Raw genomic sequence first — 16,198 nt, 5'->3', positions numbered from 1 at the left:
TCCAAACATGTTAATTTACCTCCAAACCCGAAATTGAATTTCTGCTGGATCCGGTTACACTTGACCAAACATTTTCAAATCCATTTAATTTTAAACATCCTAAAAAGCCAAAAATCAAGGCTTCCTTGAACTCAATAATTCTGGGTTCAGGAACTTCAATTACAGACTTTGTTTTCATTCTCAATAATTCCACAAAATACCGATTATATACTCCTCCACCGGTAATCAAAACCTTAGCAATTGCATTTTCATCCAATACAGATGAAATACAGGTAACATAATATTGAACCAAAGTTCTTAAAATATCTGTCGGTTTCAAATTGAACTTATCAATTACAGATAAAAATTCCACCTCAACATACTCTCTGCCCAAAGATTTAGGAGGAACCAAAGAGTTATATTCAACCCGAATCAAGGCTTCCAATAAAGAATCATTTACCTCACCTGCCCTTGCGATGTTTCCATCAGTATCATAATCATAGCCCAGTTTATTAGAAAAATGATTCAAAAGCAAATTAAAAGGACAAATATCAAAGGCTATAATTTGTCCCGACTTCTCAAATGACAGGTTGGCAATTCCACCCAAATTCAAACATGAATCATAAGTGGAAAACAACAAACGATCTCCAACCGGAACCAAGGGAGCCCCTTGTCCACCTAAAGCCACATCTAAACTTCTAAAATCAAATAACACCTTACATCCGGTTATGGCTGCAATATTGTTCCCATCACCAGCCTGAAAAGTTAATCCCAGACTTGGTTCATGAAAAATTGTATGACCATGCGAAGCAATGGCATCCGGTTTACCTAGCTTGTGCTTTTCCATAAACATATTCACTTCCAACCCAAACTGAATGCCCAATTCCTTGCTAAAAAGAATTAAGTCTCTGCCACCTAATTCAGGGGCGTGGTGTATTCGTTCTAACCAGACCGGTGAATAGCTTCTGGTTTCAGCCGCCAGGATTTGAAAATTCCACGTTTTTCCTTCCCTTGAAAACTCAGAATAACATATATCCAACCCGTCACATGAAGTGCCCGACATTAGCCCAATTGTCTTAATTTTTTGAAATTCTTTCATTTTTTAAACCTAGGGGAAATAAAAAATTAATTTTGCGCAAATTTTGAAAAAATGAAGAAGCAAAATATAGCTTATTTTTGTATTTGTGCATCAGCTCTGTTTTTTGTGTCTTGTGGCGAAAAATCAACAGAAAAGGAAACCATTTCTGCAGAAACAATTCACAACCCGATTTCTGCCAATTCGGAAGAAGCCCAGGATACTGCCAATGCTCCAGTAATGACCTTTGAAAAGGATGTATATGATTTCGGAAAAATAATTCAGGGTGAAAAAGTGACTCATACTTTTACTTTCACCAATACCGGCAAAACGGATTTAATTATTTCTGCTGCCAATACAAGTTGTGGATGCACCGTTCCTTCCTTCTCTAAAACCCCTGTAAAGCCGGGAGAGAAAGGCAAAATTGATGTGGTATTTGATAGCGAAGGAAAGAAAGGTCAAACCACCAAGAAAATTACCATTTTGGCAAACACAATTCCAAATTTTAAAACCATAACTCTTACCGGCGAAATCATGATTCCGGTAGGAAATTAACCCCAACCCAAAACATGTTCAACACATTACTTATGCAAGGCGGCTCTCAAGGCGCCAGTGGTGCTTCTTCCCTCATCATGATGGTTCTAGTCATTGTGGTGTTTTATTTCTTTATGATTCGACCTCAGCAAAAGAAAGCTAAAGATGAAAAAAACTTTAGGGAAGGACTTAAAAAAGGAGATAAAATTGTTACCATTGGTGGAATCCATGGAAAAATCCTTGAAATCCGTGAAACTAGTTTTATCATTGAAACCGAAGGTGGAGGTAAATTAAAAATAGAACGAAATGCTGTTTCTATGAGCTTTACCGGCTCCCTCACCGATGAAACTCCAGCAACCTAAACTGTTTTAATTGGTTTGCCTTTAAAACTCTACTCTTGGCTTCCAATTCTTCAAACCAAATTTTTATAAAAGGCGGGCTACTTCCTTTCATAGCCTGCCTTTTTATTTCGGCATCACTTTGGGTATTGGTTCAAACCAGTAAGTGGGATGTATTTAAGTTCTACATTGCTTATGAAATTGAAGATATTCCTAAAAACTACCGCATCGTTGGCCCTCAACCCAGACAAGCTTTAATCCACCATAATACCAACGGTCTGAATTTTCTATACAACCAGCTCTTTCAAAAAAAGAGCTTTTATTTTGATTTTCCTAAGTCTAAAGTTCATCCCTACAGTGGGTCTTTGAAATATATATTAGTTCATGATCTCCTCCGATCTAAAAACCTATTTCAATCCAACGGTTCTTCCATAGTTTCCGTTGAGCCTGATACCATTTTCTTCGAATCAGGTAAAATGTACTCCAAGGTGGTTCCTCTATCCATACAGCTAGAGTCTACTTTTAAGGAAGGTTTCTTCCCTGTTTCTAAACCCATCCCCGCGGTTAAAGAAGTTACCATTAAAGGGAAAAAAGAACTTTTGAAGTCTATTGACACGCTATTTCTGCCAGTAAAAATAAAAGAACCCATTTCGGAAAACAAGTTGTTTGCAGCAGAACTACCTACTAAAGGACCTCTCAGTACACTGGAAATGATTCCATCAATAATTAATTGCCGATTGGATGTAGAAAAATACACAGAAAAGGAAGTTCTGGTAAAAATTAACCCCATTAACATTCCAGCAGGAATGAAAGTGAAGTTGCTTCCAGATAAAGCAACCGTTAGAACTTCAATTCCATTAAGTCATTACGAAGAAGTAACTGAAGATATCTTTACCATTAGTGCAGATTTCTCTCAAACCTTGAGCAATAACAGAATTAGGCTAAAATTAGAAAAAGCTCCTTACTATTGCCTGAATACCAGGTTAGAAAATAACTTTGTAGAGTTTATTCTAATTAAATGAAAATTGTTGGCCTCACCGGTGGTATAGGAAGTGGAAAAAGCACAGTTGCTGATTTCTTCTCCATGCTGGGGATATCTGTATACAAGGCTGACCTGGCGGCAAAAAAATTAATGACTTCCAATCCCAACTTAATACTTGGTATCAAAAAACTGCTTGGAGAAGAAAGCTACCTGAATCAAGAGTTAAACAAAGCCTATGTTTCAGCCAAAATATTTAAAGATCCATCTCTGCTCGAAAAGATGAATGCCTTGGTGCATCCCGCTGTTAAAGCTGATTTTTGGGAATGGGTGCAACAACAATCCGGACCTTATGTAATTCGGGAGGCAGCCATTCTTTTTGAAAGTGGTACCTATTCCGATTGCTCCTTTATTATTACTGTTACTGCACCTGAAGAGGACCGAATTAAACGGGTCATGAAAAGGGACCAAATTCAAGAAGAAGATGTCCGAAGCCGGATTGCCAACCAATGGACAGATGAACAAAAAATAGCCCGTTCTCATGCCGTCATAAACAATAGTTCCTCCCATTTGCTAATACCTCAAATCCTGCGGTTAGATGAATTACTCAGAAAATAAGCTGCTTTCAGCAAATCAGTTAAAAAGCTGGGATCAGTTTACCATTCAAAATTTACCTATACCATCCATTGACTTAATGGAGAAAGCGGGTAAGGCTTGCACAGATTGGATTTCAAACCATTTTCCTTTTCAAAGTTCCTTTCATATCATTTGTGGAAAAGGTAATAACGGTGGAGATGGTTTAGTAATAGCTCACCACCTGTCTAAATTGGGGAAAAAAGTTTGTGTTGGTATTCTTCCCGAACCCAAAACAGGTAGCCATGACTTTGAACTGAACTTTCAAAGGATTTCTTCCAATACCTACATTTCATATTATTCCCTTAATCCGGATTCACTACAACACTATTTATTACAGGAGGATTTGATAATTGATGCATTATTGGGAAATGGAACAAACCGAATCTGCGAAGGACAACTTGCTCAACTTATTTCCCTGCTAAATCAAACCTCCAACACTAAGGTTTCTATTGATTTACCAAGCGGTTTGGCATGCGATTCATACTTAAACAACACTCCGGAAAACACCATTCAGTCTGATTACACCCTTACATTTCAAGCACCCAAACTAAGCTTTTTCTTTCCGGAAACAGGCAAATTTGCCGGAAAATGGGAAGTATTGGATATTGGATTGTTACCTTCTTTTTTGGAAGCTCTCACTACTCCATACCACCATACTAACCCGGTATTTATTGGGAAAAAGTTAAAAAAAAGAGGAAAATTCGATCACAAAGGAAATTTTGGTCATGCCTTGCTTATTGGCGGTTCGCCCGGTAAAATCGGCGCCATGGTTTTGGCCGGAAGATCGGCCTTAAGATCCGGAATAGGACTGCTAACCCTTGGTATTCCAACAGGTAATGCACCAATCATTCATACTTCTTTGCCCGAAGCTATGGTTATGGAAATAGATCTTTCATCTACTGCCCATATACAAGCATTGGGCACTTACCAATCGGTTGGTATTGGACCTGGATTAGGTATGGCTAAAAAAACACAAGAACTGGTTTTACATGTAATTCAAAATTGTAGCGCTGGTTTAGTGTTGGATGCTGATGCACTTAATACCTTGGCCTTGCATCCGGAATGGTTGCAATACCTCCCCCCAAATTGCATTCTAACCCCACATCCCAAAGAATTTGACCGTCTCTTTGGCTTCTTTCCAAATAGTTTTGAAAGGATAGAAGCACAGGTAAAACTTTCCAAGCAATACAATTGCATTATTGTTCTGAAGGGCGGCCATACCTCCATTTCGCTGCCTGATGGGGAGTTGTTTTTTAATACCAGCGGAAATCCGGGAATGGCAACCGGTGGAAGTGGTGACTGCCTTACCGGAATATTAACAGCCTTGCTTGCTCAATCCTACTCCCCTAAAGATGCAAGCTTGATTGGTGTTTTCCTACATGGTTTAGCCGGGGATCTGGCCTTGCAATCAAACAGTATGGAAAGTCTATTACCCGAAGATTGTATTCAACATCTTGGCAAGGCTTTTCAACAACTCAGGCTCTTATCATCGGAATCTCCAACCTTTCCATAAGCATTTATTACCAGGAGTTGATATCACTGAATTGAACTCCTTTTATAAAACTTAGGACAACCACTGGAGACTTTATTCCACGCTTTTTTAACTCCTTCTGATTGGCAATAAAGGTTTGATTATCCAACCGAACACCAATTCCAATGTCGGCATTTTTCGTTGATTGAATGATAAAAAAAGGGAAGTTAAATGCCAAACTGTCGGGCAAATTACCATTAGCTTTCACTCCGGGGTCCAGCCTTGGATAATCTAATTCCAAAAAAGGAAAGGAATGGGTCTTACCTGAACTACTCAGCTCCACCCTTAGGAAAAAATATAGATGTGCACCTCCGGTTCCTACAAACCAAACCTGATCCTTTTTCCCATCCTTGTCTAAATCCCAATTATTACCATATGAATGCACTTGCTTTTCTGAATCATAGCTATACTGAATTCCCGGATAATCTCGGTTGTAAATTTCCTGAAAGCTATTACCCTGAAATTCAACCTGGGCCGGCAACTCAGGAGGAAAACACCATCCAGCCACCATTAACAGCAGGATATGTTTGCATCTTATCAATAGTTTTTTTCCATTCATCGATTCAGAAACCAATACTTAAGCGGTATATAGAGCTATTCCTTGTATTTGACAAACTTTACCTGACAGGAATGATAGGGATTCTGTAGGGTTAAAACATACAATCCCTGAGGCAGGTCTGAAACATCCAAACGGAACGATTGGTTGGGATCTGCTGTCCAATATGATTTAAGCTTTTGTTTGCCATCCATGGCAGTAATTCCAACATAAAGTTCCTTTCCTTCCATACAGGAATTAAATTCTATGTAGTTGGTTACCGGATTGGGGAAAACATAACATTGCTCGGCACAATTAAATCCAGGCTCTTTGGTTTTGGTTAAAACATCGTTGGAATCATACCTGGCTTGGGCACTATCAGCCGAAGCCAACAAATTTTCCAAACTGTTACCGGCCAGCATGGCAAAGCTTACGTGTACGCTATCGCCAGGTGGAATAAAATATGGGCCGGTTGATACCACATCTATTACGTCATTTCCTTCACCTATGGTTCCGGCCGTTGGCCTTGAAAGTGATAAAGAACGATACTTTTCAGCTTCGGTATAACCATCAAATGCATTTATTCCCCCATTTCCTAAGGTAATATTATCAATTCCATAGTGGTTAAAACCACCCCAGGACAAAACCTTTACGCCGGCATACAGGCCATCTTGTTCAGAGGAATAAGCATAACCTAATTTTCGGCCGGGGTCCTCCCCTACCCTGTTCTTGCTATAATCTAAAATATCCCAATCACAAAAAATTCCGGCATAGAAATTATTCAACTGGGTGGGACCAGCATTTCGAATCCAATAGTCGAACAGCACGTACCTGCGATGCCCTTCATCGGAAAAGGCATAGGAATTTTGGCGAATAACTACCGGTTGTGGGCTGGGGCAAGCATTATCGGCAAAATGTGAAACCGCATCAAAGGCTGCACCAACAACCGATGAATCGGAACGGGTAATCCGGTCTAATAAAACAAAATCGGTGTTGACCATTCCGGAAATAGATCGAACATTATCAGAAACCGACAAGGTATCATGTCCACACATTAAACTGCTTTCATACAAGAGATTTTCCCCATCCAGTTCAAAACCCAATCCTTGTCCGTTGTTATTGTATCCAATACGGCTGTTACTGGTAGCTGTTGACCAAACTTCGTTGACAGTTATATTCAGATAATCTACATTGACCCGGATTGGAATAAAAACATGGTTAGTCCATCCCTGATCTTCAATGGTAAAATCGAGCACCAGTTCCTGATTAATTGGAATACCAGGCTCAATTCGAAACTGAAAAGGAAGGGAATTTTGATAATGGGCATAAGTTGCCAAGGAACCTATGCTAAATTCAGATTGTATTAAAGTAACATAGGATGAAGAGATAGAAAGGGAAAGATGGGCATTGCTTAATGGGGCCAAATAATTGGTGAGATCCACCAACAGATTAACGGTATCATTGATTAACAAGGAATTATCATTGAAATCATAGATGGAATCCAAAACCAATTCGGCCGATTTTGCCAGGTTGTTTTGCAAAGCCATCTGCATATCTAATCTACCCTTTCCCAAGCGATTGGCATAGATCTCATTTCCGGTAATTGTATCCAGGTTATAGGCAGTGGCTTTAAGTTGTTGTCCTATTTGCAAAGCATCCATCCAGGGAAACTGGGCCGCAACCAAGGCAGCGCAACCTGCCACAACCGGCGATGCCATGCTGGTTCCATTAGAAACGAGGTAAGAATGTACAGGCCAGGTGCTTAAAACCGCTTGTCCCGGTCCAACCACATCTACCTGGTATGAAAAATTACTAAACGGAGATTTTTGACTTGCATTGGAATGGGAAGCAATGCTTAACACATAAGGAAAGGAAGCAGGATAAAAATCTGTTTGGGTGGAATTATTACCACAACCCGCAACTACCAAGGCATTTTTATTGATGGTAGCATATTGAATTACTGCCAATCCGGTTAAACTGGGATATAAACTGCCCCAGGAACAATTAATAATCCTACAACCATGATCGGCTGCATAAACGATGGCTTCATAACTTTTGGTTAAAACCCCTGCGGCATTGGTAATTTTAATAGGCAAAAATCTGGTATTAAACCCACTTCCGGCAAAACCGGTAATATTATCAGGAACTGCACTAGACAAACCACAAACATGCACTCCGTGGCTAATTACATTGGAATTTGGATTATTATCCGACTCACCCAGGTCCCAACCATAGAAATTATCTGTATATCCATCGGAATCATTATCCTGACCATCTATAGGATCGGAGAAATTGTATTGAATATTGGCCGCCAAATCCGGATGATCCAATTCAGTGCCGGTATCAGTAATACCAACGGTAATGGTTGTATCACCTTTTTGAATATCCCAGGCCTGGAATGCTTTGTTTACAGCATACCACCAGGTACCATCGGAACCTAGGGCCGTATCATTTGGGACATAGGTTAAATGATCGATGAAATGTGGTTCAACATAGGTAAAATATCCGGTTTTTAAAGCCGAATTCATCACCTTTTCCAATGAAAACCCATCGTAAAATTCCCATTCAAAAATCAATGAAAGATCAGCCAATGCACGGCCATGCTTGTCGTACCGTTGAACCGGCTTACTTGCCTGTTCAAAACGCTTTTGGAACCGTAGCTTACCGTAGGTATTAAACAAGGTTTGTAAGGATGGGGGAATTGCAGACAGGTTTTCTGCTTGTGATCTATATTGTTCCTTCCATTGTAAAACAGCCACATTTGAGAAATAGTCAGATGGCTTAATTCCTTTTGGTAAGGAATAGCTATTGACCGATTTTTGTGAACGAGCCTGGCCGGCTATCGCGCATGAAAGTGCTGCCAGGATGATAATTTGAAATAGTGGTTTCATACCATTAACTTACCCATTCAACTGCAATTTTTCCCATGGATTTTCTGCTTTGTACAAAAGCATGAGCCTGAGCAATTTCGGTGCTTTTAAACGTTCCGCCTTGTACAGGTTTTATCTTTCCTTCCATATACAGCTTCAATACATTTTCCATGCAGTACTGCATCATGTCAGGTCGGTTATCGGCTACTCTCAACATGTTTAAACCAATGATGCTTCTACTTTGAATGAGCAAAAACACTGCATTTCGAAAACCAAAACCCCACAGTAGTTTAATTAAATTAAGCGGATTTCGGCTACCGGAGCTTTCAGCGGCACCAAAACCAATGATGCGGCCGGTAGGGTTTAACAATTTAAATCCCTTATCAAAGGTCATTCCTCCCAGGCTATCAAACACCACATCAACCCCTTTCCCATTTCGTATTTGTCTGATTTTTTTGTCAAACTGTTCGGTATTGTAATTTATCGGAAAATCAACACCCAGTTCGCGCAGGTGTTTGCATTTTTCTTCACTGCCGGCAGTGCCGTAGACTGTACAACCTTTTAATTTGGCCAATTGCACCAAGGCTGTTCCAACCCCGCCGGCTGCTGCCTGAACCAACACATGGTCGTCTTTAAACAAACGGGTTGAAATATGGGAAGCGAAATAAGCCGTACAATATTGCGTAGCTAGAGCAGTAGCTTCGGCCAGAGGAATAGAAGCATCAATTTTTACACAAGCTATGGCCGGGGCTTTGGCTTTTTCGGCATATCCGCCAAATCGGGTAAAGGCCAACACCCGATCACCTTCCGAAAATCCCTGAACGCCTTTTCCCAACTTCTCTACAAAACCAACCACCTCATACCCAATTATGGCCGGCAAAGGAGGACAATCCTGGTAAAGTCCCATTCTAGCCATTATATCAGCGTAGTTAACTCCAAAACCTTGGGTTTTTATCAGTATTTCGCCTTCGTTAAGAATGGGATCCGGAACATCCCTAAGTTCAAAGGATTCGTCCGGCTTTCCAAATTTGGTAATAAATAAAGCTTTCACTTGATTTTTGTTTGCCCTAAAGGTACATCAAATCAAATTGTCATAAAAGGCTGTTGCGTATTTTTGAATTACTTCTCTGTTTAAATCACTTTCTTGTTCCAAGCGACCAATTATCGGCACTTGGGTAAGTTCCCGGAGGATGGATTCGTTTCCAAATGGATCTGAACCGTTAAAGATCAGGCCTTTTATTGGAATATTTCGAGATTTCAAGGCCTCCACCGATAGTAAGGTATGGTTGATACTACCCAGATAATGTCTAGACACTAAGATTACCGGCAGGTTCCAGGCTTGCACCCAATCTATTAATAAGGTTTGCGATGACAGTGGCACCAACAATCCGCCGGCGGTTTCCACTACCAGGTTATTAGAGGGAGGCAATTCAGGAATAGGCAATCCGGCTAGGTTTTTACCTTCCAAAAAAGCGGCATGGTGAGGTGAAAATGGCTCCTTTAACAATACTGCTTCCGGGAAAAAGCGTCCCGGATTATTGACCAATCTTCGAACTGTTTCCCTATCCGAATCATGATCCGATCCGGTTTGTACCGGTTTCCAATAGTCGGCTCCAAGGGCTTGAACCAAAATAGCCGAAACCACTGTTTTTCCTACATCGGTTCCAATTCCTGCAACCAGGTATTTCATTCATTTAGGCTTTGTACAATACCGCTTTTACCTCGGCAATAATTCGTTCCGTATTAGGCAAATAAGCCTCGATAAGGGTTGGCGCATAAGGTAAAGGAACATCCATGCTGGCAACCCTTTTAATTGGAGCATCCAGGTAATCGAATGCATCCTTTTGTACCTTAAAAGCCACTTCGGTACTAATGTTTCCCAATGGCCAACTTTCTTCTATCAACACCAGGCGATTGGTTTTTTTCACCGATTCAATTACTGTGGCGTAATCGATTGGACGAACGGTTCTAAGGTCAATAACCTCGGCATCAATACCTTGACTTTCAAGCTCTTCAGCCGCTTTTAACACCACTTTCATCATTTTTCCAAACGACACCAGGGTCACATCTTTCCCTTTGCGTTTAATATCGGCTACTCCAATAGGAATGAGGTACTCGCTTTCCGGAATTTCACCTTTATCGCCATACATTTGTTCACTTTCCATAAAAATCACCGGATTATTATCGCGGATGGAAGATTTTAACAAACCTTTAGCGTCGTAGGGGTTTGAGGGAACCACCACTTTTAGTCCGGGACAGTTGGCATACCAATTTTCGAAGGCCTGACTATGCTGAGAACTCAACATTCCGGCGCTGGCGGTAGGGCCTCGGAATACAATTGGCACTTGAAATTGTCCACCGCTCATGCTCATCATTTTGGCGGCAGAATTAATCACCTGGTCAATGGCCACTAGGGAAAAGTTAAAAGTCATAAATTCAATAATTGGCCTAAGACCGTTCATTGCGGCACCCACTCCAATACCGGCGAAACCGAGTTCAGCGATGGGGGTATCAATGACCCTTTTTTCGCCAAATTCGTCCAGCATACCTTGGCTCACTTTATAAGCACCGTCGTATTGGGCAACCTCTTCACCCATTAGAAAAATGGAAGGGTCGCGTCGCATTTCTTCTATCATTGCTTCTCTTAGAGCCTCGCGGAATTGAACTGTTTTCATACCAAAAATTAGTAGGCAAAAATACCGAAATAGCTTGAAGAAACATGAAATTTTTTCCAGCGGGCCGGTTATCAAACAGAGTAAAATGGACAAAGTAAAGTCCGATCAAGGTTAGGTTTACCTGAATTTGTTTTTTAATTGGGCGGGTCCCCTCGGCAAAAGTTAGGCACATTGACCCAAATTTAGTAAGCTCGGGGCCGGGCTATCCACTCCAAGTCCTCACCCGAACGCGTTCGGGTTGTGGGCTTTCCGTTTCTATCCCTACCCGAGGGTGCAAGTCCGGAAGGTGATGCAACCATATAACAGTATTAGTAAGAATATAAAAGTGAAAAAACCCAATATTGTCATTAGAGATTTTACACTTTGATTCGAGACAAGTGATAGGATGGTTTTCAAGTAATACCGAATGGACATTATGTTTAGTCCAATTTTATACTTAAATTTTCTTGAAAAAATCGGACTAACACCGATTGCAAATCTGTAATAGTCCAATTAGGCTAAGCCATAATTGGACTAAACAGCTTATGCATCGGCATTTACCACTGTAATTCTCAAAATAGTTTTGGACTATTTTTCAAATAACAGTGGTATAACATTTTGTATCCTCGGTACTAACCAATCTAAATTTATAAAAGCCTTCGGACTATTTATAAATTAAAATTGGTATTAATTCCCTTTTTTTAATGACGGTTTAAACCGTCATATTAAAAAAAACAAGTTTTTCATTCACCGGCAACCTTCCTTCCACTTTTTTTCAACCGCAACATTCAGGGCCTGCACCCCCGGGCAACGATAGAGGCAAGTAGCCCACAGGACCACGACGGCGTTAGCCTAGGGGGACGAGGACTACAGCCGAAAGCGTGACCCGAAGCCCATGCAGGTTGTTCAGGGTTTTGCAAAATGATAATTGGGCGAAGGGGGCCCGCATACTAAAATTACTTAAGGACATAAAAAAAGCGCCCCAAAACGGAGCGCCTTTCATGAAAGAAGAAAGAAGCTTATTCTACTACGAATTTAACCACTTTTTGAAAATCATTGGTACTAACTTGAACGAAGTAAACACCTGATTTCAGATTAGTTTCAACTGTATTAAAGGCCAAAGACTGGTTACCTGAGGACAAATTTCCATTGGCCAACTCAGCTACTTTTTGGCCGGAAAGATTGAACACAGCGATAGTAACCTGACCTGCAGTTTTGTTAAAGAAATGAATATTGAAAGAAGAACCTGCAGGAGAAGGGAAAATAGAAAGGTTATTAATTGCCTCCATATCTTCGATACCTACGGTGCACTCTTGAACTACAAGGGTAGAAGTTTTGGTAGTACCGCGACCATTGGCAAAAGCCCCATAAAAGGTAACATCACCGGTACCACTGGCCGGAGCAGTCCAGGTAAAAGACCAAGTTGCAGAAGACCCGCCAATATCGGAATTGTGAGTAACATAATGACCGCTTTGTTGAGTGTGGTTATTGGAACCTGCGGTAAGTGTACCCAGGAAGTTACCATTGGCATCTTGAGGAGACACTTGAAACCCTTTTTGGCTATTACCGGTAATGGAAGCGGTAATGGTGTACTGTTGACCCGGAGTATAACCGCAAGTCGGGATATTGGAAGTGATCATATTGGCCTGAGCTGAAGGTGCTCCAAAATGGCAACCGCTTTGGAAACAAGTAGCCCCATCGCCTGGAGAGCCCGTACTTCCAACAGGAGCACCGGTTGGATTGGAATGCGTATTTAAGAAAGTTGCGCTAACGATTGCGGCTGCTGCAATCATGGTAAAAGAGCCTAGTAGAATTTTTTTCATGTTCAGAATTAAAATTTTGTTCAAATTTAGGTGAAATGATCAAATACTGCCTTGGCACTTCACGAGAAAAAGTAGTCAGTAGCTTATCAAATTATGAATAGATGGAAAACAAATGAATGGAGAAGGATGGTATAAAACAAGCTCATTTTCAGGCATATGCATTAAAAAGAACCATTCTAAATAGCATGAAAAAAGGTCAATTAAAAAGGGAGAGCAAGCTTCGCAAAAATTACCACAAGGAGAAAATAACCCAAAATGGATTTGGGTTTGGGGTGTTAATTCATGCAATTAATAAGTTGAATAAACCCAGGTTACGCATTAGAAACGCATAAACGAGTTAAGGATTTGTAAATCAATTAGTTAACCAAATTGATAACAACTTCTTCCCGAAAGGCTTCGGGAGGGGTAAACCCCACTAAATCAAGTAGTTCGGATTAGAAATCCTCCTATTGATAAATTTGGGATAAAAAGGAAATGGATGTTGGACCTGATTTTATTTCTGTAAAAACATTGGGTAAAAAAAACGAAAAAACAAGTTAAACATTAGCGGATTAAAAGTGTGCTGTAAAACCTATCTATCTGAACTAGATGGGGAAACTCAGGTGTTGAACAAGTTGTCAATTTTCATTAGAAACAAAAAATAAGAGGCCATCAGGTTACCTTGCACATCACGCAAGTAATATTCGTAAGTGGAATCGGTGATGCTACTCGGGGCAAATGCTTTGATGCAAGGTTGGCCCATGCCTAAATAAAATCTGTGCAAATCAGTAAAATCAGCGACCTCCGTGTCCCAACAAAAAAAATCCTGCCATTGGCAGGATTCAATAAGTAGACGCTACGAACGAAATATCGAACTCGGTGGTGGAGGAGATGAGGGGGATGGGTGAATTACAAATTGTTTAGAGGTTTAGTAATTCTAGGAAGTTTATTGGTATAAGTTTTTGAATTTCAAACAACTTTCATTTTACAATCACAACCTTCTTAACTTCCTTTGTATATCCATCCATAACCAAGTTGAAATAGTAAATTCCATTGGTTAGTGAGGAAACATCAATGGTTGAAATGCCTGCTTGTATGTTCCGAGATTCTACTAGTTGACCTGAGGTACTAATGATTTCCAAATGGCCTGTGGGTTGAGGACTCAATAACAGAAGATTGAGTTTATCTGAAGCTGGGTTAGGACTAACACTAAGCATGGAACCGTTTCCAAGCTCAGCAGGTAAACCAACAACACAAGGGCTTGGCAATTCAAAAGCACCAATGGTTGGAGGATTGTTTCTTGGTGTACCATAAATATCCGTTGTTACTTCATCTACCCAAATACCTCTTCCGCATAGCTCTGAACCCAATTCTAAATCAGGAAAAGTGTCATTGACAAAAGTTGGGTTGATACTTACCGAATGGTCATCATAGTAATCTGGGATTTGTTGTAAATCATTTAAATTATAAAATAAAGGCCCTCCAGCTATGTTTCCTCTAAATAAAATTGACCCGCTAGAATAAAGTGAATTGTAATCAATCGATTCATTTTGGGAATCTTGGTAATATGCTGCAATCCCTCCACCTAAATGACAAAAAATATTATTGTAAGCTTTGTTTTGCCCCCATTCTTGAAGAATTTGTTTAAATAATCCATTAAATAAATGCCCATAATTATTGGATGAGGAAACAATAGTGTTATTAATTATCGAAATATCTTTATGTGCTATAAAAATACCATATTCACAGGTGTCTAGATACTCAGCCTCATGAATGATAAAATTATTAGCAATTAATCCTCTAGCTTGTGTAGAAGAATTTGTTGGAAGAATAGCCGATGCTTTAATTGACCAATTAATTAAAACATTATTGGTTATTTTGTTACCTGTATTTGTTGCCATTTGAATTCCAAAATTATACTGACCAGAATTGCACATAGATTGGGGGACTAATTGTGGCTTAACATAAATATAATTATTGTTGAAAAGGAAATCTGTTTGGAAAATTAATTCTAATCCGCATCGGCCAAAAGACAAATTGTCAAAATAAAATTTACTATTTATTATTGAATTACTACTCGCATTATTTGATTGTACTGAATTTCCAGCACCTATAAAAGACAAACTGTAATTTTTGAAATATACAGAATTAAACTCATTAAATTCATCTACAGGATCGGAAAGTGCTCTGACACTACTTACAAGATTGCCATTTACTATCTGATTGCCTACAAAATTATTAAATTTAGAACCGTTATTGATTAGTATATCCCCAACAATTGTCAAAGATTTAAATGTTAAATAAGATGCTCCATTCAAATACAAAGTAGTATCATTTGAGGTTATTATTACAGCAGAAGAATCCAAATTTTCACCCACAAATTTAATTTGGTTTTCGGATGAAACACCATTCGGACTTATAAAATTTAAATTCTCTACATATTCACCAGGTCTAATATAAAAAATTACAGTACCTGATACTCCATTTTGATTAAGATCTGTAATTGCATCGGATATCAATAGATAATCGGGATTATTTCCTCCTATTGTGTAATTGCCATTTAGTTGGGAAAATGATTGATAACAATTTATATGGATTACACATAAAAATAATCCTACTATATTTAAAATCTTAAATCTCATTTTATTATAACTATTTTTTTAACACCAATTAAGTTACTTTTGTTAAATAATTTACAAAAATATATGCCATTATTATGTCCCAAAAAGTCAATTTTATTTAATCCTAAAGTTGCTTTTACTCTTTCGAAAACACGACCAGAGACATCACTTATTTCCATAACAATATCCTTTTCAGTCCCTTCAATTAATATTGAGAACAAACCTGAACTTGGGTTTGGAAATAAACTCAAGTTCAAATTACTTGAAATTGAGGAGTCTGGATTGGTTTCCTCCATTTTTGTCTCCGGTGCACCACAAAGGTAACTTGTAGGAGTTTTAATGCAATCTGGTTGTCCATATAAGACATAATCGCTTGGAAAAACAGCTAATGGAATATTGGATGTATATAGTTGATATGAATAATCAGTGTTTATCTCAAAAAAATCAGAAAAGCCTATGTTAACAATATTTTCAATTAAATTGTAGTTGTCTGTTAAATTAATATGATTATCTAATATTCCTCCGCTCGCCCTCGTTTGTAACGGGGGCGGTTGAGAAATTGGTCTCCGACCGATATTTTTATTATTCATGCCTGGACTTTTGTAATTTTTACTATTCCCTGGCCATCATTATAGTCCACAGCA

The 16,198-nt window shown here is 39.3% G+C and carries 15 protein-coding genes; 6 read left to right on the top strand and 9 right to left on the bottom strand.

What is annotated here, in order from left to right:
* Positions 1 to 10: 10 nt before the first annotated feature.
* Positions 11 to 1,078, bottom strand: a complete 1,068-nt coding sequence (locus K1X82_11505) for an anhydro-N-acetylmuramic acid kinase (GenBank protein ID MBX7182734.1) — start codon at positions 1,076 to 1,078, stop codon at positions 11 to 13.
* 51 nt (positions 1,079 to 1,129) lie between these two features.
* Here K1X82_11505 and K1X82_11500 point away from each other — a divergent pair, with 51 nt between their 5' ends.
* The 5 genes from K1X82_11500 to K1X82_11480 all read left to right on the top strand — a co-directional run bounded on the left by K1X82_11500 (position 1,130) and on the right by K1X82_11480 (position 5,054).
* Complete coding sequence (locus K1X82_11500; protein MBX7182733.1) at positions 1,130 to 1,609, top strand: DUF1573 domain-containing protein; 480 nt, start codon at positions 1,130 to 1,132, stop codon at positions 1,607 to 1,609.
* A gap of 14 nt (positions 1,610 to 1,623) precedes the next feature.
* Positions 1,624 to 1,950, top strand: coding sequence for a preprotein translocase subunit YajC (gene yajC / locus K1X82_11495; GenBank protein ID MBX7182732.1), 327 nt, complete (start codon positions 1,624 to 1,626; stop codon positions 1,948 to 1,950).
* 125 nt (positions 1,951 to 2,075) lie between these two features.
* A complete protein-coding gene (locus tag K1X82_11490) occupies positions 2,076 to 2,948 on the top strand; it encodes a hypothetical protein (GenBank protein ID MBX7182731.1) in 873 nt (290 codons plus the stop codon).
* Positions 2,945 to 3,523 carry a dephospho-CoA kinase gene (coaE, locus tag K1X82_11485; GenBank protein MBX7182730.1) on the top strand — a complete coding sequence of 193 codons (579 nt, stop codon included), beginning with the start codon at positions 2,945 to 2,947 and terminating at the stop codon, positions 3,521 to 3,523. The genes K1X82_11490 and coaE overlap by 4 nt, the downstream gene beginning before the upstream one ends.
* Positions 3,504 to 5,054, top strand: coding sequence for an NAD(P)H-hydrate dehydratase (locus K1X82_11480; protein ID MBX7182729.1), 1,551 nt, complete (start codon positions 3,504 to 3,506; stop codon positions 5,052 to 5,054). The genes coaE and K1X82_11480 overlap by 20 nt, the downstream gene beginning before the upstream one ends.
* A gap of 7 nt (positions 5,055 to 5,061) precedes the next feature.
* Here the strand turns inward: K1X82_11480 and K1X82_11475 are convergent, their stop codons facing one another.
* The 6 genes from K1X82_11475 to K1X82_11450 form a co-directional block, all read right to left on the bottom strand.
* Positions 5,062 to 5,631 (bottom strand): hypothetical protein, encoded by a 570-nt coding sequence (locus K1X82_11475; GenBank protein ID MBX7182728.1) that lies wholly within the window; start codon positions 5,629 to 5,631, stop codon positions 5,062 to 5,064.
* A gap of 35 nt (positions 5,632 to 5,666) precedes the next feature.
* A complete protein-coding gene (locus tag K1X82_11470) occupies positions 5,667 to 8,498 on the bottom strand; it encodes a S8 family peptidase (protein MBX7182727.1) in 2,832 nt (943 codons plus the stop codon).
* A gap of 4 nt (positions 8,499 to 8,502) precedes the next feature.
* The gene (locus K1X82_11465; GenBank protein MBX7182726.1) at positions 8,503 to 9,528 is read right to left on the bottom strand and encodes a zinc-binding dehydrogenase; all 1,026 of its coding nucleotides are present in this window, start codon (positions 9,526 to 9,528) and stop codon (positions 8,503 to 8,505) included.
* Between the two features lie 27 nt (positions 9,529 to 9,555).
* Positions 9,556 to 10,167: a dethiobiotin synthase gene (gene bioD, locus K1X82_11460; protein MBX7182725.1), complete on the bottom strand. Its 612-nt coding sequence runs from the start codon at positions 10,165 to 10,167 to the stop codon at positions 9,556 to 9,558.
* Between the two features lie 4 nt (positions 10,168 to 10,171).
* Positions 10,172 to 11,152: a pyruvate dehydrogenase complex E1 component subunit beta gene (locus K1X82_11455; GenBank protein MBX7182724.1), complete on the bottom strand. Its 981-nt coding sequence runs from the start codon at positions 11,150 to 11,152 to the stop codon at positions 10,172 to 10,174.
* Between the two features lie 998 nt (positions 11,153 to 12,150).
* The gene (locus K1X82_11450) at positions 12,151 to 12,954 is read right to left on the bottom strand and encodes a T9SS type A sorting domain-containing protein (protein ID MBX7182723.1); all 804 of its coding nucleotides are present in this window, start codon (positions 12,952 to 12,954) and stop codon (positions 12,151 to 12,153) included.
* A 116-nt stretch (positions 12,955 to 13,070) separates the two neighbouring features.
* Here K1X82_11450 and K1X82_11445 point away from each other — a divergent pair, with 116 nt between their 5' ends.
* The gene (locus K1X82_11445; GenBank protein ID MBX7182722.1) at positions 13,071 to 13,286 is read left to right on the top strand and encodes a hypothetical protein; all 216 of its coding nucleotides are present in this window, start codon (positions 13,071 to 13,073) and stop codon (positions 13,284 to 13,286) included.
* A gap of 627 nt (positions 13,287 to 13,913) precedes the next feature.
* Here K1X82_11445 and K1X82_11440 read toward each other — a convergent pair.
* Together K1X82_11440 and K1X82_11435 are read right to left on the bottom strand one after the other, a co-directional pair.
* Positions 13,914 to 15,575, bottom strand: coding sequence for a T9SS type A sorting domain-containing protein (locus K1X82_11440; GenBank protein MBX7182721.1), 1,662 nt, complete (start codon positions 15,573 to 15,575; stop codon positions 13,914 to 13,916).
* Positions 15,572 to 16,144 (bottom strand): T9SS type A sorting domain-containing protein, encoded by a 573-nt coding sequence (locus K1X82_11435; protein ID MBX7182720.1) that lies wholly within the window; start codon positions 16,142 to 16,144, stop codon positions 15,572 to 15,574. The genes K1X82_11440 and K1X82_11435 overlap by 4 nt, the downstream gene beginning before the upstream one ends.
* Between the last annotated feature and the right edge of the window lie 54 nt (positions 16,145 to 16,198).

Source organism: Bacteroidia bacterium (assembly GCA_019695265.1).
Classification (GTDB): Bacteria; Bacteroidota; Bacteroidia; order JAIBAJ01; family JAIBAJ01; genus JAIBAJ01.
This window is presented reverse-complemented; position numbering and strand designations above follow the sequence as displayed.

Bases quoted from the DNA above. Each gene is read 5' to 3' on its own strand.
- K1X82_11435 (MBX7182720.1), bottom strand. From the start codon at position 16,144: ATGAATAATAAAAATATCGGTCGGAGACCAATTTCTCAACCGCCCCCG.
- bioD (MBX7182725.1), bottom strand. From the start codon at position 10,167: ATGAAATACCTGGTTGCAGGAATTGGAACCGATGTAGGAAAAACAGTG.
- yajC (MBX7182732.1), top strand. From the start codon at position 1,624: ATGTTCAACACATTACTTATGCAAGGCGGCTCTCAAGGCGCCAGTGGT.
- K1X82_11505 (MBX7182734.1), bottom strand. From the start codon at position 1,078: ATGAAAGAATTTCAAAAAATTAAGACAATTGGGCTAATGTCGGGCACT.
- coaE (MBX7182730.1), top strand. From the start codon at position 2,945: ATGAAAATTGTTGGCCTCACCGGTGGTATAGGAAGTGGAAAAAGCACA.
- K1X82_11475 (MBX7182728.1), bottom strand. From the start codon at position 5,631: ATGAATGGAAAAAAACTATTGATAAGATGCAAACATATCCTGCTGTTA.
- K1X82_11480 (MBX7182729.1), top strand. From the start codon at position 3,504: ATGAATTACTCAGAAAATAAGCTGCTTTCAGCAAATCAGTTAAAAAGC.
- K1X82_11440 (MBX7182721.1), bottom strand. From the start codon at position 15,575: ATGAGATTTAAGATTTTAAATATAGTAGGATTATTTTTATGTGTAATC.
- K1X82_11500 (MBX7182733.1), top strand. From the start codon at position 1,130: ATGAAGAAGCAAAATATAGCTTATTTTTGTATTTGTGCATCAGCTCTG.
- K1X82_11450 (MBX7182723.1), bottom strand. From the start codon at position 12,954: ATGAAAAAAATTCTACTAGGCTCTTTTACCATGATTGCAGCAGCCGCA.
- K1X82_11470 (MBX7182727.1), bottom strand. From the start codon at position 8,498: ATGAAACCACTATTTCAAATTATCATCCTGGCAGCACTTTCATGCGCG.
- K1X82_11455 (MBX7182724.1), bottom strand. From the start codon at position 11,152: ATGAAAACAGTTCAATTCCGCGAGGCTCTAAGAGAAGCAATGATAGAA.
- K1X82_11445 (MBX7182722.1), top strand. From the start codon at position 13,071: ATGGAGAAGGATGGTATAAAACAAGCTCATTTTCAGGCATATGCATTA.